Source organism: Parafrankia discariae (assembly GCF_000373365.1).
In the GTDB taxonomy this organism is placed as follows: domain Bacteria; phylum Actinomycetota; class Actinomycetes; order Frankiales; family Frankiaceae; genus Parafrankia; species Parafrankia discariae.
Genome location: NZ_KB891252.1, coordinates 60204 through 79035, shown reverse-complemented (window position 1 = coordinate 79035; position 18832 = coordinate 60204). Strand labels below are relative to the sequence as shown.

Below are 18832 nucleotides of genomic sequence, written 5' to 3'. Positions count from 1 at the left end.
TCGCGATGGAGCGGATGGCTACCCCCTGGTCTCCACCTAGCGGGCAGACCAGGCCCGTCGTTCCGTAGGATTGGCGAATGATCATTTCGGCGTCGGAGGGCGACGGGCACGGTGAGGGGGCGGTCACCCCCCTCGAGGCCGCCTTCGAGGAACGCGCGTGTGCCCAGCGCGCGGGCACTGCCGTCTTCATGGAGGGCGTCAGCCTCGCTTTGCTCGGCCGGGTGGAGCAGCTGCGGATCCGGCCGACCAACGCGTCGGGAACCGTCGACGACGACGGGCACCAGCAGGTCCGGCTGGAGGCGGGCGAGGACGGTCCCGGCTCCACCTGTACCTGTTCCGACAGTTCGGGCGGCGTCTTCTGCCGCCATGCCGTGGCGGTCGCGCTGGTCGCCACGGGCTCGGCCGGGATGGCGGACGACGACGACGAGGAGGAGGGCCACACAGAGGACCTCTTCGCCGACGATCCCGTGCACGCGGCGATCCGGGTGTTCCTGAGCCGCGTCCCGCGGGCGGAGCTGGTGGAGACGCTCCTCGACGCCGCCGACGAGAACGAGGTCGTCGCGGACGTGCTCTGGGAGGCCACGGTCGCCTGGCACGGTCGCCAGCACGGAGCCGTCTGACCCGCCCATCGCGGTACGCGCGGTGTGGCGCCGTCCGGCAGCGCGCCGCGCCTGCGGCCGATCCGCGCGACCGGGAGCAGTTCCGGCGGGAGCATGACCGCATGCTCGAAGCACACACCGTGGCCGAGGTACGGGACGCCGAAGCGCCCCTGCTCGCGTCCCTGCCCTCCGGCGGGCTCATGCAGCGTGCCGTGTCCGGCCTCGTCTCGCACGCGGTCCGCCGTCTCGACCGGGTGTACGGCGCCCGGATCGTCGTCCTCGCCGGTTCCGGTGACAACGGTGGTGACGCGCTGTGGGCGGGCGCGCGGCTGGCCGCCCGCGGCGCCCGCGTCCACGCCCTCGCTCCCGGCCGGACCCATCCCGAGGCGACGGCGGCCCTCCGTGCGGCCGGGGGGCGGCTGCACCGCACCGGCCCGGTCGAGCCGGCCGCGGCGGGGCTGGGCATCGACGCGGCCGCCGACCTCGTCGACTCCGCCGACCTCGTCCTGGACGGCCTGCTCGGTATCGGTGGCCGCGGCGGGCTGCGCGAACCGTACGCCCGGCTCACCGCGCTGGCGCCGGCCCGGCGGACGCTGGCCGTGGACGTGCCCAGCGGGGTCGACGCGGACACCGGCACGGTGGCGGACGGGGCCGTGTGGGCGGCCAGCACCGTCACCTTCGGCACGTACAAGCGTGGCCTGCTGGTCGGGCCCGGCGCCGTCCACGCCGGGCGGGTCGAGCTGGTCGACATCGGGCTGACGCTGCCCGAGCCCGACCTACGCGCCCTACAGGACCGCGATGTGGCCCGACTGTTGCCCGTCCCGGCCGCGGCCGACTCGAAGTACTCCCGCGGCGTGCTCGGGCTCGTCGGCGGCAGCGACCGGTATCCGGGGGCCGCGGTGCTGGCGGTCGGCGGCGCGCTGCGGGGCGGAGCGGGCTACCTGCGGGTGGTCGCCGAGACCGGCGCCGCCGAGTACGTCCGCCGGGCCCATCCGGAATCCGTGCTGACGGTGATCGACGCGGGGGACGCGGAGACGATGCTCGGGGTGGGCCGGGTCCAGGCGTGGGCGATCGGCCCCGGCCTCGTACCGGACGACGCCACCCGGCGCCTCGTCGACGCGCTGCTCGAACAGTCCGGTACCGGCCTGCTCGTGGACGCCGGCGCGCTGGACGCGCTCGCGTCCGCCGTCGCGGCCCGCCCGGAGCTGCTGCGGGAGCGCAGGGGCGCTGTCGTCCTGACCCCGCACGAGGGCGAGTTCATCCGGCTGACCGGCACGGCCCTCGGCTGGGACCAGGCCGACACACCCGGACGTCTGCTGGCCGACCGGCTCGGCACGGTCCGGCAGGCGGCGCGGGATCTCGGCGCCGTCGTGCTGTTGAAGGGCAACCGGACGATCATCGCCGCTCCCGACGGGACGGCCTTCGTCAACCTGACCGGAACACCGTGGCTGGGAACGGCCGGGTCCGGTGACGTTCTCACCGGACTCGCCGGTTCCCTGCTGGCCGCGGGCCTGTCGGCGCCGTACGCGGCCGCCGTGGGCGCGTTCCTGCACGGTCGGGCGGGGGAGCGCGGGCCCGTGCCGCTCGCCGCCGCGGACCTGCCCGGGCTCCTGCCCGGGGTCATCGAGGACCTGCTTGCTAGCGTCGAGGAGTGAGCCCGCCGCCCCCACCGCACCCGTCGCACCCGCCGCGTGCCTACGCGGCCATCGAACTCGACGCCGTGCGTGACTCGGTCGCGGCCCTCGTGGCCCGCGCCGGCGCGGCGGCGACCATGGCCGTGGTCAAGGCGGACGGGTACGGGCACGGGATGCTGCCCTGCGCCCGGGCCGCGCTGGACGCCGGCGCGAGCTGGCTCGGGACGGCCTTCCTGGAGGAGGCGCTGGCCCTGCGGGCCGCCGGGATCACCGTCCCGGTGCTCTCCTGGCTGGCGGCACCGGGCGAACGCCTCGCCGCGGGCATCGCGGCGGACGTCGACCTCTCCGCGTCCGCCAGCTGGGCGCTCGACGACCTCGCCGCCGCCGCCCGCGGTGTCGGCCGGGCCGCGCGGGTGCATCTCAAGATCGATACTGGTCTCGGGCGGGCCGGGGCCACCGGCGAGGACTGGCCCGGCCTGTGCGACAGCGCCGTGGCGCTCGAGGCGGACGGGCTGATCGAGGTCGTCGGCGTGTGGAGCCACTTCGCCTTCGCCGACGCGCCCGGCCACCCGACCGTGCGGGCGCAGATCAGCCGGTTCGGTGACGCGGTGGACGTCGCCCGCAAGGCCGGGCTGCGTCCGCAGGTGCGCCACCTCGCGAACTCGGCCGCGACACTGGTCAGCCCGGAGGCGCACTTCGACCTGGTCCGGCCGGGGGTGTCGGTGTACGGGCTCTCGCCGGGGCCCGAGATCGGGCCGCCGTCCGCGTTCGGGCTGCGGCCCGCGATGACCTTGCACGCCAGTACCGCGCTGGTGAAGCGGGTGCCGGTGGGCACCGGGGTCTCCTACGCGCACCGTTACCGGACGTCGGCGGAGACCGGCCTCGCCGTCGTCCCGCTCGGCTACGCCGACGGCATCCCCCGCTCGGCCACGAACGTGGCCGAGGTGCTGGTGGGCGGCCGGCGGCGGCGCATCGCCGGCACCGTCTGCATGGACCAGTTCGTCGTGGACGTCGGTGCCGACCCGGTGCGCGCGGGCGACGAGGTGATCCTCTTCGGCCCCGGCGACCGGGGCGAGCCGACCGCGGACGACTGGGCACGCGCGCTCGGCACCATCAACTACGAGATCGTGACCCGGATCGGCCCGCGGGTACCGCGCGTCTACGTCTGACCGGCCGGCACATCTGACCCGCTTGATCCGCTGGCACGGCTGACCGGCCGACGCGACTGGTCGGCCGGTCAGGTCCGCCTCAGCGGCCGCTGGTCAGCGACAGCCGCCGGTGCCGCACGCGCCGCCGCCGTGTTCGTGGCCGGCCGGGGCGCCGCCGAACATGCCGCGTTCCATCCGGCGACGGACCGGCTGCGGGTTCGCCGCGCGCTCGGCGGCCTTCTCGATCTCGTCGCGGGTGGTCAGCGTCAGCAGCACCGGCCCGCTCTGGGCGGGACCGGCCGGCTGGGCCCCGGCCCCGGGCCCGGCCTCGGTGAGCTCGTCATCCAGCTCGTCGAGATCCTCGTCGAGGTCGACAGCGCCGCCATACGTGGGCGACGTGGTCAGTTTGCTCTTCCGCCACCGCAGTTTCACGACGCCTCCCCTGGTCGCAACCGCACGGCTGGACCAGCTCCACGCTAGCGGAGGATCTCGGACCGGTCCCGGTGGATCTCTGTGATCCCCTGTCGGGTATCCGCCTGGGTGGAGACGTGTCCTCCCGAGTCTGCTCAGGACATCGCTTTCGGGCATCAGGCACCATCGGGCATCATCGGGGTGTCGTTCGTTTCATGGCCGGAAGGTGGGCAGACGGTGGCAGGCGCACCAACCGATCGCGGTTCCACCGGCGGTGCCGCCCGTTCGACCGGTGCCGCCCGTGCCGCTCTCTCGGCCGGTTCGGCGGGGGCGGCCGGTGCCCTGACCGCGACCGCCGGCGCGGCGCGGGTGGTGGCGCGGGCGGCGGGGTCCGCCGCGGGCTCCCGGGCCGCCCGCCGCGGTGGCACGGTGGGCCTGGTCGGAGCCGCGATCGCGGCCGGCCTGATCGCCGAGCGCCGGGCCGTGCGGCGCCACCGCGCCGTACCCGACCTGCCGGAGCGGGAGCGGGTCGGCCCGATCGGCGGCCGGGTCGACCTGGTGGTCGCCGTGGCGGACGGCGTCCCGCTGTACGTGGAGGAGACGCCGCAGGATCCCCCGCCCCGTCCCGGAACCGGCTCCGCCGCGCCGACGCTGGTCTTCGTGCACGGCTTCTGCGTGAACGGCGATTCCTGGGTGTTCCAGTACCGCGCCCTGCGCGACCTGGGCCCGATGGTCTTCTACGACCAGCGCGCGCACGGCCGCTCCGGCCCGTCCGAGGCGGCGAACTGCACCATCGACCAGCTTGCGGCCGACCTCTACCAGGTCCTCACCGAGCGGGTCCCCGAAGGGCCGATCGTCCTGATCGGCCACTCGATGGGCGGCATGACGATCCTCGCGCTGGCGGGGGAGCATCCGGAGCTCTTCGGTGACCGGGTCATCGGGGTGGCGCTCATCTCGACCAGCGCGGGTGACCTCCCCCGGGTGACCTTCGGCCTGCCGGCGCTGATCACGGGGGGCGTGCGGCGGGTGCTGCCCGGGCTCGCGGTCGGCATGCGCAGTGCCCCGTCACTGTTCGAGCGGGCCCGCCGGCGCGGCAGCGACTTCTCCTGGGAGATCACCCGGCGGATCGGCTTCGGCTCGACCGACGTACCCCCGTCCGTCGTCTCGTTCCTGGAGACGATGGTGGGGGACACGCCGATCGCCGTGATGGCCGCCTTCATGTCCACCCTGCTCGACCATGACAAGCTGGACGCCGCCGTCAACCTCCGCGGCACGCCCACCATCCTGCTCGTCGGGGACGGCGACCTGATGACGCCGCTCCCGCACAGCCTGACCCTCGCCGAGCTGCTGCCCGACGCCGAGCTGCGGGTCGAGGAGGGCGCGGGGCACGCGATCATGCTGGAGCGGCCGGCCGCGGTGAACGCGGCCATCCGCGACCTGGTCGAACGGGTCCGCCCGCCGCGCCGGGCACCGCTGCGGGCACCCGACCGCGTAGGGCCGTGACGGCGGGCCGGTGACGCCCGGTGACACCGGCGGGCGGTCCCGGTCCGACGTCACCGACGACCGACCACTCACCAACCACGGACGAGGACGGATACGCACCGATGACCACGCCCGCCGTCCCCGAGATCGCGGTCGAGGATCCCGACCGGATGCGTGCGCTCGGCGCGCGCCTCGCGCCGCTGCTGCGTGCCGGTGACCTGATCATCCTGGACGGCCCGCTGGGCGCCGGCAAGACCGTGTTCGTCCAGGGGCTCGCGGCCGGCCTCGGGGTGCGCTCCCCGGTGACGTCGCCGACGTTCGTCCTCGCCCGGGTGCACACCGACGGCCGGTTGCCGCTGGTGCATGTGGACGCCTACCGGCTCGGCGGCGTCGCCGAGGTCGACGATCTCGACCTGGACGCCGATCTCGGGCGGTCCGTGTGCGTGGTCGAGTGGGGTTCGGGGCTGGTGGAGCAGCTGGCCGGGGCACATCTGCGGGTGGAGATCAGCCGTCCGGCCGGCGACGAGGCCGGCGAGGTGCGGCGCGTGCGGCTGCGGCCGGCGGGTGCCGACTGGGCGACCCGGCTGACCTCGCTCGCCGTGCCGGACCTCACCTCGCACCCGCAGGGGTCCGCGGCGGGTTAGCCGGGTCGTGCCATCGGCGCACCCGGCCTCGTCGGCGTCCGCGGGCCCGTGCCGGCCTCCTACCGGGCCGGGCGTGTGCGGGGCCGCCGTCGAGTTCGGGCCGGATCACGTCGACCTGTTGGTGCCGGCCTGTTGGTGTCGGCCGGCCCGGCCGGCGGAACCGTGCCGCGCACGACGCGCCGCCCGCGCCCGGCCCCGCGCCGGCTGTGATGCCGCGCTGTCCTGAGGGCGGGCCTGGCTTCCGCCTGCCGGCCGCCCCGGGGCGGGAACCGTCCGCCGCTGGTGGAATTCCCGGGCCGGCCGGGCACCCGGCCGGGCTCCGCGCCGTCCTAGCACCTATTCGGGTGGGCATGTTCGGGTAACCCGGCGAAGTGATTCCAGGAACATCGGGGCCCACCAACGGTGAATTACCGCTGACGTTCTGGAATGGCGTTGCCGGCCGGACGTGAGCCGCGGCATAGCAGCGAGTGACCTAGATCATGTTAAGGTCAGATGTCCCAGTGTTAATGTTCGGCCCCGGCGCCGTTCCTATACCGCGTCCCAGGTGGCCGTGTCGTGGCAAGTAGCCCTTGAGGACAAATAGTCAACGTTCTGTAGTTTGTGAGTTGTTCCGCTATATTGGCGGCGTAGGCGCGAAGTTCATGCATGTAGCGGCTCGACTGCTTCATGTGCGGCCGCGGAGAACCGGGATGGCCCGTAGTGGCCGGGAGAGGGGGGCGAGTGCGCAGCAGCACCGCTGCCGACCTTGTGGACGCTCCGGTCGAGCGGTCGACCCGGTCTCGTCGCACACGCAGTGACTTCCTCGCGAGTCGGCGTGATCTGCTCGACGCCGTGGGCCGGCTCCTCGCCCGCAACGGCCGTCGCTTCAGTCTGGTGGACCTCGCCGCGGAGGCGGGTGTCTCGACGGCGACCGCGTACCGCCACTTCGTCGACGTCCATGACGCCCTCGACGTGTACTACCTCCAGCTCATCGACGTGCTGGTGACCGACATCCGCGCCCTGGCGGTCGGCGAGGACCACCTGGGCAACTTCGAGGTCGTCTGCGAGGTGTGGGTCCGCTCGGCCGCGCGGTGGGGTCGGGCGGCGGTGCACGTGCGCTCCGCCCAGGGGTACCTCGCCCGGCTGCAGGGCCGTGACGACCTCGTCTCCAAGCTGCACCAGGTGCTCTCGCCGGTCGTGCTCGGCCTGGTGGACGGCGGTGTGCTGCCCCCCCAGGAACCGGAGTACGCGGTGCTGCTGTGGGCCTCGGTCTTCGACGAGCGGGTGATCGTCGACCTGCTCGACACCCTCGGCTGGTCGGTCGAGCAGGTCGCGCAGAAGCTCACCGCCTCGGCGCTGCGGATGCTCGGCTACACGGGCTGGACCCCCCTGCGGCCGGCCTTCCCGCCGGCGGGCTCCGGTGCGCAGGCGGCCTCCGCCGGCCCGGTCCCCCCGGTCGCTCCGGCCCCCGGGCCGGCCCTGCCGGCCTCGCCCTCCTCGCCCCCCTCGGCCGCGCGCCGCCACGGAGCCGCCGGTTCCGGCGGGATCGCGACGCGCGGTGCGGGCGCCCTCGGCGCCGGGCCGGTACTGGCTCGCACCGGCGCGTCGGCCGGCGGCGTGGACCCCCGGATCAGGCTCCGCTCCGGCGGCGCCGGCCGGCTGACCCACTAGGTTCCCTCCCGGACCGGTCCCGGCGCACCTGCCGGGACCGGTCTGACGCGTCCGGCCGCGGTCAGACCGCGGCGCGACCGTGGTGCGGGGCCGCCGCGCCACCCGGAACGTTTGGTTCCTGTTGGTTTTCCGGTGGTGGCGGTGGCCGCGCCGGCTCGGCCCCGCTCCGCTGGTCCGGCCTGCTCCGGTCGGGCCGCGTGGTTCTGGTGGTGCCTCCGTTGTGATTTCTCGGGGGTCTCGGGCCGGGGGCTCGGGGGTCCGGGCCGGCGCCGTGTTACCTCTTGTTACCGGCCGCGACTGCCGGGGAATGCGTTTCTTTCGCCCGCGCGGATTTCCGGCCCGATATTCCCGTCGGGCATACGACTGATTCTCCGGTCTTTGACGCGTCCGCGGGAGTTTCATCGTCGCCGGCGCCGTCCCGCGGGTTTTCTGCTGATTTCCGGGGAGTCGGTGGCGCGGGAGTCCTTCCGGAGGCCGGTGCGGACGCGCCGGCCGATCGGCCGAGCAGATGCTCGGCACACGGATCGATCAGCCCCGCGCGCCGGTTGCCGCGCGCCGGGTGTGGGCCCGGTCGCTCGGGTCCGTAGGCTGGTCGGGTGCTCGTCCTGGCGCTCGACACCTCGACGGCGGCCTGCGCGGTCGCGCTGGTCGAGTTCGGCTCGCCGCCCGCCGGGCCGTCGGTCCGTGCCTCCCGGGTGGTCTGGGACGCCCGCCGCCACGGTGAGCTGCTGGCGCCGCTGACGCGCGACGTGCTCGACACGGCCGGCGTCCGGCCGCCCGAGGTGCTCGCCGTCGTCGTCGGGGCCGGCCCGGGCCCGTTCACCAGCCTGCGCGTCGGCATGGTCACCGGGGCCGCGTTCGCCGCCGCGCTCGGTGTCCCCGTCTACGGCGTCTGCTCCCTGGACGGCATCGGGGCCGCGACGACCGGCCCGGTCGGCGTCGTCACCGACGCGCGTCGCCGTGAGGTTTTCTGGGCCCGCTACCAGGGCGGAACGCGCGTCGGTGAGCCGGGCGTGGGCGCTCCGGCGGCGGTCGCCGCGCAGCTGCGCGCCGCCGGCGTCGAACGGGTGACCGGACCCGGCACCGGCCTGTATCCGGATGCCTTCGCCGGCTTCGGCACTCCGCCCGCCGGTGGGCGAGGTGGAGCCGAGCCGGAGTATCCGGCGCCGGAGCTGCTCGCCGGCCTCGTCGCGGCGGACATCGCGGGTGGGCGTGATCCCGGCCCGCTCACCCCTCTCTACCTGCGGCGCCCCGACGCCGCCGAGCCCCGTGGCCCCAAGCCCGTCACCGCTTCGCGCCCGGAGCCGGCGCGGGCGCCGGCCGCCGCCACCGGGCCGACGTCCGCCGGAGGCACGCCGGCCGGAGCCGCGCCGATCGGGACGATGCCGGTATGAGCGCGGCTGCTGTCAACCCGGTGCCAGACCCGGCACCGGGCGACGTCGACCTCGTGCCGATGCGCTGGTGGCACCTGGGCGAGATCGCGTCCCTGGAACGGCAGGTGTTCGACCTGGACCCCTGGTCGGGCGAGCTCTTCTGGTCCGAGCTCGCGCAGGGTGACAACCGGCACTACCTGGCCGCGGTCGCGGACGGCTCGATCGTCGGCTACGCCGGGCTGGCACTGCAGGGCGACGAGTCCTACATCCAGACGATCGGGGTCCTCCCGGCCATGCGTGGGCGTCACCTCGGGTCGCGCCTGATGATCGCCCAGCTCCGGGAGGCGCGGCGGCGGGGCGCCCGCAGTTGCGGGCTCGAGGTCCGTACCGACAACCGGCCGGCGCGGGCCCTCTACACCCGGCTCGGCTTCGTCGATCTCGGTGTCCGCCGCGGCTACTACCAGCCGTCGGGCGGAGACGCCTACGTGATGCGCGTCCGGCCGATCGACACCGTCGGTTACGGGACGCTGCTGGACCGGATCGAGGCGGCCGTCCTGCGGGACACCAGAGCCGCCTCATGAGAGCCGGAGCCGCCTCGTGCGGGCCGTCGGCACCGTGACGGGGGGCAGGACATGAGGGCACCGGCCCGACCGCTGGTTCTGGGCATCGAGACCTCGTGCGACGAGACCGGCGTCGGTCTCGTCCGCGGTGGCGAGCTGCTCGCCGACGCGCTCGCCTCCTCCGTCGACGAGCACGCCCGGTACGGCGGTGTGGTGCCCGAGATCGCCGCGCGGGCGCATCTGGAGGCGATGGTCCCGACGATCGAGCTGGCGCTGCGCCGTGCCGGCCTGCGTCCCCGCGACGTCGACGCCGTCGCGGTGACGTCCGGCCCGGGGCTGGCCGGCGCCCTGCTGGTCGGGGTCGCCGCGGCGAAGGCCTACGCGCTGGCGCTGGGCGTCCCGCTGCACGGGGTGCACCATCTCGCCGCGCATGTCGCCGTCGACACGCTCGAGCACGGCCCGCTGCCGCGTCCGGCGGTGGCGCTGCTGGTCTCCGGCGGGCACAGCTCGCTGCTGCTGGTCCCCGACCTCGCCGCCGAGCCGGTGGAGTCGCTGGGGGCCACGGTGGACGACGCCGCGGGGGAGGCCTACGACAAGGTCGCCCGGCTGCTCGGGATGCCGTTCCCGGGCGGCCCGCCGATCGACGCGGCGGCCCGGGAGGGCAGCCCGGACATCCCGTTCCCACGCGCCAAGGCGGGGGATGGCACGTTCGACTTCTCCTTCTCGGGCCTCAAGACCGCGGTCGCCCGCTGGGTGGAGGCCCGGCGGCGGGCCGGCGAGCCGGTCCCGGTCGCGGATGTGGCGGCGTCGTTCCAGGAGGCGGTGGCGGACGTGCTCACCGCGAAGGCGGTCGCGGCCTGCCGCGCGCACGGCGTGGACACCCTGGTGGTCGGAGGCGGCGTCGCGGCCAACAGCCGGCTGCGCGCGCTCGCGGCGCTGCGCTGCGAGGCGGCGGGCCTCACGCTGCGGATACCCCGACCCGGGCTGTGCACCGACAACGGCGCCATGGTCGCGGCGCTCGGGTCGCTGCGGGTCGAGGCCGGAGTCGAGCCCTCGCCGCTGGACCTACCCGCGTCCTCGACGCTCACCCTCTGACGGTCCTCGCCGGCCCGGGACCCGTCGCGGGTCCCGGGCCGGGCGGCGCTCAGACGGCGGCGCGGTCGCGGGCCGCCTGCTCCGCGGCCTGCTGGGAGGCCTCGAACACGTCGGTGAACGCGGCGAGTGCCGGGTTCACCTTCGACAGCGTCATCACGACGGTGATGAACTCGATGTTGTCGGCGCCCAGCACCTCGAAGGCGTGGCGCAGGTAGGGGACCTGGTGGTCCCAGCCCTCCTTGGGGGCACCGGGGGCGTAGGAGCCGCCCTGCGCGGTGACGACGGTGACCTTCTTGCCCGCCAGCACCCCGTCGCCGGCCGCCCCGCCGGCCGTGCGGCCGATGACGATGACCTGGTCCAGCCAGGCCTTGATCGTCGACGGGTAGGCGTAGTTGTACATCGGCACCGAGATCACGTACTCGTCGGCGCTCTCGATCTCCTCGAGGTACTCCTCGCGGATCTTCACGGCCTCGGCCTGCTCGGGCGTGCGCTGCTCGGGGGGTGTCTGGCCGCCGGACACCAGCGCCCAGTTCAGGTGTGGCGGCGGGCTGGTGGCCAGGTCGCGGCGGGTCAGCGTCCCGTCCGGGTGCTGTTCGCGCCAGGTCTCGGCGTAGACCTCGGCGACCCCGCGGGAGACGGAGCCCTCCGGGGTGAGGCTGGAGTCGATGTGCAGCAGGTGGGGCATCGGGGCTCTCCTTGATCACGGTTGGGAGGCGGGCGCCCCCGGTCTCGGCGTGCGCCGCGCGAAAGAAACGGGCCGATCCGGCCGATCCGGCGTCGACGCCGGATCGGCCGGATCGGCCGGCGACTCCGGCGATTTTGGTGTGCGAACAGATAGTCGTACCGAGCAATAATCTCTGTCAACGCCTATCTGTTCCGCAGACTAGTTCGTGATGATCGGGGTACGGTGTTCGGGTGGAGGGGTCCTCGGGCACGTCGCCGATGCCGGCCTCCGTCGTGTTCCAGTCCGCGTCTCCAGCGGCGGAGCGACCGGCCGCGTCGTCGGCTGTCCATGGTCCGGCTGATCCGGCCATCGCCGGCTGTCCGTCCGTCGCCGCCGACGCGGAGCTTGAGCTGCCCGACGAGGTCCGTGACGACCTGCGCTGGATCGTCGGCCAGATCCAGCACGGGTACCTGGCCGCCTCGGTGAGCGCCATCGGTTCGCTGCCCGGTGGTCTCAAGGGTTTCTATGTACTGGGCGCCGCGGTCGAGGGAACGGCGCACAACCAGATCGAGGTCGCCCGCCGCTTCTCCATCGACCGGACCGTGATGGTCCGGCTGGTCGACGAGATGGAGCGTGCCGGCCTGGTCGAGCGCCGCCCGGACCCGGCGGACCGCCGGGCGAGAATGATCATCGCCACCGAGCGGGGAGTCCAGGAGCACGAGCGGGTGCGGCTGCGGCTGCGGACCGTCGACGACCACGTCCTGGCGCCGCTGGCGCCCGCGGACCGCGCGGTCTTCATCGGGCTGGCCCGGCTCGTCGCGGCCCACCTGGTCGCGATGGATCCGACCAGGGGTGCCGCCGCGTGCGCCGCGGCCGAGGCCGAGATGCGCGACACCACCGCCGGTTGTGCCGGCCCCGACGCCCCCGGTAACCCCGGTGTCGGCCGTGCCGCGCCGGGCTGCTGATCGGGTTGGTCGGGTGACCGGGTTGGTCGGGCCGCGGTGACGGTCACCTGGATGTGGGAGGCGAAGGCCGCCCCCGGCCAGGTCGCGGAGCTGGAACGCTGGGTCCGATCGGCGGTGCGCGGGCGGGCGGGCGAGATCTATCTCGGCCGCGGGGTGTCGGCGGGTCTCGTCGTGGTCCTCCTGCACCTCGGCGCCGAAGCGCCCGCGGGGGACCCCGACGGCCCGCCGCTCCCGGACCCCCCGAATGGGCTAATCGCGGGATCCGCGCATGCCTGGCAGTTCGAGCGCGCGCCGAACCGTCTTGACAGATCCGACCTTCTTGGTTGACGTGGGTGGTGCGGGTGCTAGGTTGGCACTCGGCACTTGAGAGTGCCAGCGACAGGCGCCTGTTCACCCGCGACGGCAGGCCGCCAGGGTCGCTCTCTCATCCAGCGAAGGAAGGGGGAGGTCGATCGTGACGACCGCCACCAAGGTTGCAATCAAGCCGCTCGAGGACCGGATCGTCGTCCAGCCCTCGGACGCCGAGACGACCACCGCGTCCGGCATTGTGATTCCGGACACCGCCAAGGAGAAGCCCCAGGAGGGCACCGTCCTTGCCGTCGGCCCGGGTCGGTTCGAGGACGGCAAGCGCGTCCCGCTCGACGTCAAGGTCGGCGACGTGGTGCTCTACAGCAAGTACGGCGGCACCGAGGTCAAGTACGCCGGCGAGGAGTACCTGGTGCTCTCCGCCCGGGACGTCCTCGCGATCATCGAGAAGTAGACCGGACGCCGGTAGTAGCAGGCAGGGCGTGTCCCACCGGTGGTCCCCTGGTTTCCGCCGGGGGGCCGCGGTGGGGCGCGCCCTTCTTGTTCCCGCCGGCAGCGGTGTCGGGAGGACACACAGGTATGCCGAAGATTCTCACGTTCAACGAGGACGCCCGCCGGTCGCTCGAGCGGGGCGTGAACGCCCTCGCGGACGCGGTCAAGGTGACGATCGGCCCGCGTGGCCGCAACGTCGTCATCAGCAAGTCGTACGGCGCGCCGACGATCACCAACGACGGTGTGACGATCGCGCGTGAGGTGGAGCTGGACGACCCCTACCAGAACCTGGGGGCGCAGCTCGCCAAGGAGGTCGCCACCAAGACCAACGACGTCGCCGGCGACGGGACGACGACGGCCACGGTGCTGGCCCAGGAGATGGTGCGCCAGGGTCTGCGGCAGGTGACCGCCGGCGCGGCTCCGCTGTCGCTCAAGATCGGTATCGAGGCGGCGGTCGCCGCCGTCTCGGCGGCGCTGCTGGAAGCCGCGATCGAGATCGGCTCGAAGGAGACCATCGCGCAGGTCGCCGCGATCTCGGCGCAGGACGCCCAGGTCGGCGAGCTCATCGCCGAGGCGATGGACAAGATCGGCAAGGACGGTGTGATCACCATCGAGGAGAGCCAGACCATGGGTCTGGACCTCGAGCTCACCGAGGGGATGCAGTTCGACAAGGGCTACATCTCGCCGTACTTCGTGACCGACCAGGAAAGCATGGAGGCCGTCCTCGAGGACGCCTACGTGCTGCTGCACCCTGGCAAGATCAGCGCGCTGAACGACATCCTGCCGATCCTCGAGCAGGTCGTGCAGGAGCGTAAGCCGCTGCTGATCATCGCCGAGGACGTCGAGGGCGAGGCGCTGTCGACCCTGGTCGTCAACGCGGTGCGCAAGACCTTCACGGTCGTCGCGGTGAAGGCTCCCGGTTTCGGTGACCGCCGCAAGGCGATGCTGCAGGACCTCGCGGTCCTGACCGGTGGCCAGGTCGTCGCCACCGAGGTGGGCCTCAAGCTCGACTCGATCACGCTCGCCGAGCTCGGCCGGGCGCGGCGGATCGTCGTCGACAAGGACCTCACCACGATCGTCGACGGTGCCGGTGACGCCGACGCCGTCGGCGAGCGGGTCCGGCAGATGAAGGCGGAGATCGAGCTCTCCGACTCGGACTGGGACCGCGAGAAGCTCCAGGAGCGGCTGGCCAAGCTGGCCGGCGGGGTCGCGGTCATCCGCGTCGGCGCCGCCACCGAGGTCGAGCTCAAGGAGAAGAAGCACCGTCTCGAGGACGCCGTGTCGGCGACCCGGGCCGCAGTCGAGGAGGGCATCGTGGCGGGCGGCGGCAGCGCGCTCGTGCACGCGGCCAAGGTCCTCGACGGTGACCTCGGCCTGACCGGGGACGAGCGGTCCGGGGTGCGCGTCGTGCGTGCCGCGCTCGACGCCCCGCTCACCTGGATCGCGCGCAACGCCGGGCTCGAGGGCGCTGTGATCGTGTCCAAGGTCCGCGAGGGCGAGGTCGGTCGGGGCTTCAACGCGGCCACCGGCGAGTACGTCGACCTGGTCGCGGCCGGTGTGGTCGACCCGGTGAAGGTCACCCGGTCCGCGGTGGCGAACGCGGCCTCCATCGCCGCGCTGCTCATCACCACCGAGAGCCTGGTGGCGGAGAAGCCCGAGGAGCCGGCGGAGGCCGGTCACGGCCACGGTCACGACCACGGGGGCCACGGCCACGGCCACTCGCACGGCCCGGGTTTCTGAGCCGTCGAGTGATCTGATCGTCGACAGGTGAGGCCCGGTCGGTCCGCGGACCGACCGGGCCTCGTCGCGTCCGGGGCCTCCCGGGTGTCCCGGGCTGCCCGGGTGTCCGGGGCCTTCCCGGAGCGCGGGGCGCCACTCGAGGTCAGGGATCCGACAGCGACCGTGGGGCGCTCACCCGTCGCGGGTGGTCGCCGGGGATGGGGAGACACGCCCGCATATGGCGGCGCGAATCGGCCTGGACGCGGAAGGGGTGCCGACGGCATGCCGACGGGGAACCCGTGAGCGCACCGGCGCCGCCTCGGGGTGGCCGCGGGGTGGCCGCGGGCACATGATCGTGGCCAGCCGGGCCGCGGTCGCCGACGTCCTCGTCATGCAGGCGAGCCGGGCAGACGACGAGCCGGGCAGACGAAAAGATCCCCGGGCCCGTACGTCCCGAGAGAGGGAGTACGGGGCCGGGGATCTTCGTATCCGGTGGCCGGCTTCAGCAGGCCGGAGCGAGCCCCGGCCGGGCGGGTGCGTGGCGGGCGGCGCCCCTGCGGGTGCGCCCGGTGAGGACCGCCTCCCGCTCGGACTCGCTCATTCCGCCCCACACGCCGTACGGTTCCCGGGCGGCGAGGGCATGTTCCCCGCACGCCCGGATTACCGGGCAGCGTGCGCAGATCGCCTTCGCCGCCGCTTCCCGCGCGGCTCTGGCTGGGCCGCGTTCGCCCTCGGGATGGAAGAACAGCTCGGTACTCTCACCTCGACAGGCGCCGTGGAGCTGCCACTCCCACTTCTCCGCGCCGGGGCCTGGAAGTCGTCGGACGTCGGTCATCGGTCTGACCCCCCCTTTCGACCTGAGCGGCTGGCGCCGCGACTACCCGGTCACCGTAGCCGCTCGCCATCGACTGGAGATCTTGAAATTTCACCCGGTCGACCGGCGCCGCCTCCGCGGCGAGGTCCCTGCCGCCCGGTAGGTTCACCGAGAGGCTGGGACGCCGTGGATCACCCACCGCTGACGGACCGCGCTACCGGCGCAGACTCGCGCAGACAGCGGGCGGGACGGCGCGACCAGATGGAACCGTGGACGTCCGACCGCCGGTGTCGACGCGTGCGGATCACCGCCGGTCACGGGTGGTGCGCGCCCCGCCGACAGTCCCTCGCCTACCCGCCGCCGGTGCGGGTCACACGAACCGACATCGAGTTTCCCCGCACGGTCGCCACGGGTGTACGTACGGCGGGGGGACCGCCACGCCCCGTGCGGGCCCCGACGTCGGTCGCCGGAGCCGCGGGCGGGCAGAGGAGGCCGGCCCGGGTCGGCCGGGCCGGGATCGCGCCGGCCGGGGAAGCCGGTCGGTCAGCGGGTGTCGGTCAGCGGGTGTCGGCCTCGGAGGCGGCTGAGGCCTCGTACACGCCGTCGGCGAAGCCGCGGGCGTACTCCCAGCTCACGTAGCACGCTGGATCCGGGGCGAAGGCTGGCTCGTGCACCCGTGTGCGGCCCTCGTCGAGGAGGTGCCGTAGGTTGCCGGCCAGCAGGTCCCAGTCGAAGTAGTGCGGCTCGGCGCACCCCTCGCAGTCGACGACGAGACCCCGGTAGCCACGTGGTTCGAGCAGGGTCCGGAAGACGTCGAGGTCACCCAGCTCGGCGAGGATCTCTTCCCGCTCGCGTAGGGACAGCGGTTCGAGTAGTTCCAGATCCTCGGCGGAGTCGAGCTGCGCGAGCTCGGCCGCCGGGTCCTCGGGGTCGCCCGCGAAGGGGTCGAGGGGCTCGTTGCTCACGAGGAACACGCTACGCTCGTGGCCCAAGCTTAGTGGTCCCGATACCGAGTCCGGCACTGACGTGCGGGGCATTCGCTCCAGCATGCCCCAATCTGTCCCAGCCTGGACGGCTTCCCTTCGTGCCGGGGCAGCTCGCCTGGCGTGGTGGTGACGATCCCGCGCGCATGGTCCGTGCTCCGCGTGCCGGTTGTCTGTGACCCATTCATGCGATTCCGGATACGCGGCGCCGGCACCCGTGGTACGGGCTGGTCCGTTTTGCGCCTTTGGTGGGCGTTGTTGGACGGGGTGCCCACGGACGGGTGCGCCCCGGCCCCGGCGCCCGTCCTGTGGCATGTGTGGTGCTCTCGGTCACGCCAGGGAGTTCGGAGTCGTTGCCGGGCCTCTACGATGGAGTATCACCGTCGCCCGACCGGCGGGCCGCGCGGAGCCCAGCATGCTTCACCCGCCTGCCCGGGCAGACCGGCTCGCGCCGGTTCCCGGGCGCGGGAGTCCCCAGACGTCGCGGGGGCGCTCCCGCCGGCGCCGGGCCGATGCGAACGGAAGGTGCCATGGACGGTTCCCCCGCCAACCCGACGACCTCGATCACGCGCGCGACCAGGGAACCCGACCTCGACCAGTCGCCCGGCCGGCCCGCCGCCGTCCGGCACGTTCCTGACAGCCTGGGCGCCGAGGGGCCGGTGCTCCCGCCGAAGCTCGCGATGCTCGGCCTCACCTTCGACGACGTCCTGCTGCTGCCGGCGGCGTCCGAGGTGGCGCCGTCGGGTGTCGACACGACCACGCGGCTGTCCCGCAACATCTCGCTGGCGGTCCCGCTGGTGTCCTCCGCGATGGACACCGTGACCGAGGCCCGGATGGCGATCGCGATGGCCCGCCAGGGCGGCGTCGGAGTGCTGCACCGCAACCTGTCCGTCGACGACCAGGCGCAGCAGGTCGACATGGTGAAGCGGTCCGAGTCGGGGATGATCACCTCCCCGATCACCTGCGGGCCGGACGCCACCATCGAAGAGGCGAACGTGCTCATGGCGCGTTACCGCATCTCCGGCGTCCCGGTCACCGAGCCGGACGGCCGCCTGGTCGGGATCGTGACCAACCGCGACATCCGTTTCGAGCGGGACCACACCCGCCGCGTCCACGAAGTGATGACCCGCATGCCGCTGATCACGGCGCCGGTCGGGGTCTCGGCAGACGACGCGCTCGCCCTGCTGCGGCACAACAAGGTCGAGAAGCTGCCCATCGTCGACGGGCACAGCCGGCTCTGCGGGCTGATCACGGTCAAGGACTTCACCAAGCGCGAGCAGTACCCGCGGGCGACCAAGGACGCGGACGGCCGCCTCGTGGTCGGCGCCGCGGTCGGCGTCGGCGAGGACGCGCTGAAGCGCGCCCAGGTCCTCGTCGCCGCCGGGGTGGACTTCCTCGTCGTCGACACCGCGCACGGCCACCACCACGCTGTCCCCGACATGATCGCCCGGATCAAGGCCGACATGCCCACCGGGGTGGACGGCCGTCCGCTCGACGTCATCGGCGGCAACATCGCCACCGCGGCCGGCGCCGCCGCGCTCATCGCGGCCGGCGCCGACGCCGTCAAGGTCGGGGTCGGGCCGGGCTCGATCTGCACGACCAGGGTGGTCACCGGCGTGGGCGTTCCGCAGGTCACCGCGATCTACGAGGCGGCGCGGGCGGCCCGGGCCGCCGGCGTGCCGGTCATCGGCGACGGCGGGCTGCAGTACTCCGGTGACATCGCCAAGGCGATCGCCGTCGGCGCCGACACCGTGATGCTCGGCAGCCTGCTCGCCGGAGTCGACGAGAGCCCCGGAGAGCTCATCTTCATCAACGGCAAGCAGTACAAGTCCTACCGGGGGATGGGTTCGCTCGGTGCCATGCGCAGCCGCGGCGACACCCGCTCCTACTCCAAGGACCGCTACTTCCAGGACGACGTCCTCTCCGACGACAAGCTCGTCCCCCAGGGCGTCGAGGGCCAGGTGCCCTACCGTGGCTCGCTGGCCGGGATGGCCCACCAGCTGATCGGCGGGCTGCAGGCCGCGATGGGGTACACGGGCGCGGCGACCATCCACGAGCTCCAGGAGAACAGCCAGCTCGTGCGGATCACCTCGGCCGGCCTGACCGAGAGCCACGCGCACGACGTCCAGATGACGGTCGAGGCGCCGAACTACACCCGGTGAGCCGCCACACCCGGTGATCCGCGGCCGGTGGCCGGGAGGTCCCCTTCCGCCACCGGCCGCCGGCCGTTCCCGCGGCCGCGCGGCTTCGTCGTTCCGTATCCCCGCCGCCGGACGCCGACGTACAGGCAGGA

The 18832-nt window shown here is 73.6% G+C and carries 18 protein-coding genes; 14 read left to right on the top strand and 4 right to left on the bottom strand.

What is annotated here, in order from left to right:
* Positions 1 to 77 precede the first annotated feature (77 nt).
* The 3 genes from B056_RS0127690 (at position 78) to alr (ending at position 3402) form a co-directional block, all read left to right on the top strand.
* A complete protein-coding gene (locus B056_RS0127690; protein ID WP_018505097.1) occupies positions 78 to 620 on the top strand; it encodes an SWIM zinc finger family protein in 543 nt (180 codons plus the stop codon).
* A 101-nt stretch (positions 621 to 721) separates the two neighbouring features.
* Entirely contained in the window at positions 722 to 2254 is a 1533-nt protein-coding gene (locus B056_RS0127685; RefSeq protein WP_018505096.1) for an NAD(P)H-hydrate dehydratase, read from the top strand.
* The gene (alr, locus tag B056_RS0127680; RefSeq protein ID WP_018505095.1) at positions 2251 to 3402 is read left to right on the top strand and encodes an alanine racemase; all 1152 of its coding nucleotides are present in this window, start codon (positions 2251 to 2253) and stop codon (positions 3400 to 3402) included. The genes B056_RS0127685 and alr overlap by 4 nt, the downstream gene beginning before the upstream one ends.
* Positions 3403 to 3495: 93 nt before the next feature.
* Here alr and B056_RS0127675 read toward each other — a convergent pair whose 3' ends face one another.
* Positions 3496 to 3813, bottom strand: a complete 318-nt coding sequence (locus tag B056_RS0127675) for a hypothetical protein (RefSeq protein WP_018505094.1) — start codon at positions 3811 to 3813, stop codon at positions 3496 to 3498.
* A 216-nt stretch (positions 3814 to 4029) separates the two neighbouring features.
* Between B056_RS0127675 and B056_RS0127670 the strand changes: the two genes are divergently transcribed.
* From B056_RS0127670 to tsaD, 6 genes are all read left to right on the top strand, one after another.
* Complete coding sequence (locus tag B056_RS0127670) at positions 4030 to 5295, top strand: alpha/beta fold hydrolase (RefSeq protein ID WP_018505093.1); 1266 nt, start codon at positions 4030 to 4032, stop codon at positions 5293 to 5295.
* Between the two features lie 101 nt (positions 5296 to 5396).
* Positions 5397 to 5918 carry a tRNA (adenosine(37)-N6)-threonylcarbamoyltransferase complex ATPase subunit type 1 TsaE gene (tsaE, locus tag B056_RS38280; protein WP_051105759.1) on the top strand — a complete coding sequence of 174 codons (522 nt, stop codon included), beginning with the start codon at positions 5397 to 5399 and terminating at the stop codon, positions 5916 to 5918.
* Positions 5919 to 6638: 720 nt separating this feature from the next.
* The gene (locus B056_RS39760) at positions 6639 to 7568 is read left to right on the top strand and encodes a TetR/AcrR family transcriptional regulator (RefSeq protein ID WP_020572744.1); all 930 of its coding nucleotides are present in this window, start codon (positions 6639 to 6641) and stop codon (positions 7566 to 7568) included.
* Between the two features lie 596 nt (positions 7569 to 8164).
* Positions 8165 to 8962 (top strand): tRNA (adenosine(37)-N6)-threonylcarbamoyltransferase complex dimerization subunit type 1 TsaB, encoded by a 798-nt coding sequence (gene tsaB / locus B056_RS0127655; protein ID WP_018505090.1) that lies wholly within the window; start codon positions 8165 to 8167, stop codon positions 8960 to 8962.
* Positions 8959 to 9522 (top strand): ribosomal protein S18-alanine N-acetyltransferase, encoded by a 564-nt coding sequence (rimI, locus tag B056_RS0127650; protein WP_018505089.1) that lies wholly within the window; start codon positions 8959 to 8961, stop codon positions 9520 to 9522. The genes tsaB and rimI overlap by 4 nt, the downstream gene beginning before the upstream one ends.
* 51 nt (positions 9523 to 9573) lie before the next feature.
* Positions 9574 to 10596 (top strand): tRNA (adenosine(37)-N6)-threonylcarbamoyltransferase complex transferase subunit TsaD, encoded by a 1023-nt coding sequence (gene tsaD / locus B056_RS0127645; protein WP_018505088.1) that lies wholly within the window; start codon positions 9574 to 9576, stop codon positions 10594 to 10596.
* A 49-nt stretch (positions 10597 to 10645) separates the two neighbouring features.
* Here tsaD and B056_RS0127640 read toward each other — a convergent pair whose 3' ends face one another.
* Entirely contained in the window at positions 10646 to 11281 is a 636-nt protein-coding gene (locus B056_RS0127640; RefSeq protein ID WP_018505087.1) for an FMN-dependent NADH-azoreductase, read from the bottom strand.
* Between the two features lie 230 nt (positions 11282 to 11511).
* On the opposite strand from B056_RS0127640, the gene B056_RS0127635 reads away from it, so the two are divergent.
* The 4 genes from B056_RS0127635 to groL all read left to right on the top strand — a co-directional run bounded on the left by B056_RS0127635 (position 11512) and on the right by groL (position 14763).
* On the top strand, positions 11512 to 12225 hold the full coding sequence (locus tag B056_RS0127635; protein ID WP_018505086.1) for a MarR family winged helix-turn-helix transcriptional regulator: 714 nt from the start codon (positions 11512 to 11514) through the stop codon (positions 12223 to 12225).
* Between the two features lie 51 nt (positions 12226 to 12276).
* Positions 12277 to 12552: a hypothetical protein gene (locus tag B056_RS0127630; RefSeq protein WP_051105767.1), complete on the top strand. Its 276-nt coding sequence runs from the start codon at positions 12277 to 12279 to the stop codon at positions 12550 to 12552.
* A 124-nt stretch (positions 12553 to 12676) separates the two neighbouring features.
* On the top strand, positions 12677 to 12985 hold the full coding sequence (gene groES / locus B056_RS0127625) for a co-chaperone GroES (protein ID WP_026240216.1): 309 nt from the start codon (positions 12677 to 12679) through the stop codon (positions 12983 to 12985).
* Positions 12986 to 13110: 125 nt separating this feature from the next.
* The gene (gene groL, locus B056_RS0127620) at positions 13111 to 14763 is read left to right on the top strand and encodes a chaperonin GroEL (protein WP_018505083.1); all 1653 of its coding nucleotides are present in this window, start codon (positions 13111 to 13113) and stop codon (positions 14761 to 14763) included.
* 481 nt (positions 14764 to 15244) lie between these two features.
* On the opposite strand, the gene B056_RS41145 is transcribed toward groL, so the two are convergent.
* Together B056_RS41145 and B056_RS0127615 are read right to left on the bottom strand one after the other, a co-directional pair.
* Positions 15245 to 15577 carry a WhiB family transcriptional regulator gene (locus B056_RS41145; RefSeq protein WP_018505082.1) on the bottom strand — a complete coding sequence of 111 codons (333 nt, stop codon included), beginning with the start codon at positions 15575 to 15577 and terminating at the stop codon, positions 15245 to 15247.
* A 536-nt stretch (positions 15578 to 16113) separates the two neighbouring features.
* A complete protein-coding gene (locus B056_RS0127615) occupies positions 16114 to 16530 on the bottom strand; it encodes a DUF5319 domain-containing protein (RefSeq protein ID WP_018505081.1) in 417 nt (138 codons plus the stop codon).
* 539 nt (positions 16531 to 17069) lie between these two features.
* On the opposite strand from B056_RS0127615, the gene guaB reads away from it, so the two are divergent.
* Positions 17070 to 18701, top strand: a complete 1632-nt coding sequence (guaB, locus tag B056_RS0127610) for an IMP dehydrogenase (protein ID WP_018505080.1) — start codon at positions 17070 to 17072, stop codon at positions 18699 to 18701.
* Positions 18702 to 18832 lie beyond the last annotated feature (131 nt).

Excerpts from the sequence above, each read along its gene's own strand:
- B056_RS0127690 (WP_018505097.1), top strand. The coding sequence starts at position 78 with ATGATCATTTCGGCGTCGGAGGGCGACGGGCACGGTGAGGGGGCGGTC.
- B056_RS0127685 (WP_018505096.1), top strand. The coding sequence starts at position 722 with ATGCTCGAAGCACACACCGTGGCCGAGGTACGGGACGCCGAAGCGCCC.
- tsaE (WP_051105759.1), top strand. The coding sequence starts at position 5,397 with ATGACCACGCCCGCCGTCCCCGAGATCGCGGTCGAGGATCCCGACCGG.
- rimI (WP_018505089.1), top strand. The coding sequence starts at position 8,959 with ATGAGCGCGGCTGCTGTCAACCCGGTGCCAGACCCGGCACCGGGCGAC.
- tsaD (WP_018505088.1), top strand. The coding sequence starts at position 9,574 with ATGAGGGCACCGGCCCGACCGCTGGTTCTGGGCATCGAGACCTCGTGC.
- B056_RS0127640 (WP_018505087.1), bottom strand. The coding sequence starts at position 11,281 with ATGCCCCACCTGCTGCACATCGACTCCAGCCTCACCCCGGAGGGCTCC.
- B056_RS0127630 (WP_051105767.1), top strand. The coding sequence starts at position 12,277 with ATGTGGGAGGCGAAGGCCGCCCCCGGCCAGGTCGCGGAGCTGGAACGC.
- groL (WP_018505083.1), top strand. The coding sequence starts at position 13,111 with ATGCCGAAGATTCTCACGTTCAACGAGGACGCCCGCCGGTCGCTCGAG.
- B056_RS41145 (WP_018505082.1), bottom strand. The coding sequence starts at position 15,577 with ATGACCGACGTCCGACGACTTCCAGGCCCCGGCGCGGAGAAGTGGGAG.
- guaB (WP_018505080.1), top strand. The coding sequence starts at position 17,070 with ATGGACGGTTCCCCCGCCAACCCGACGACCTCGATCACGCGCGCGACC.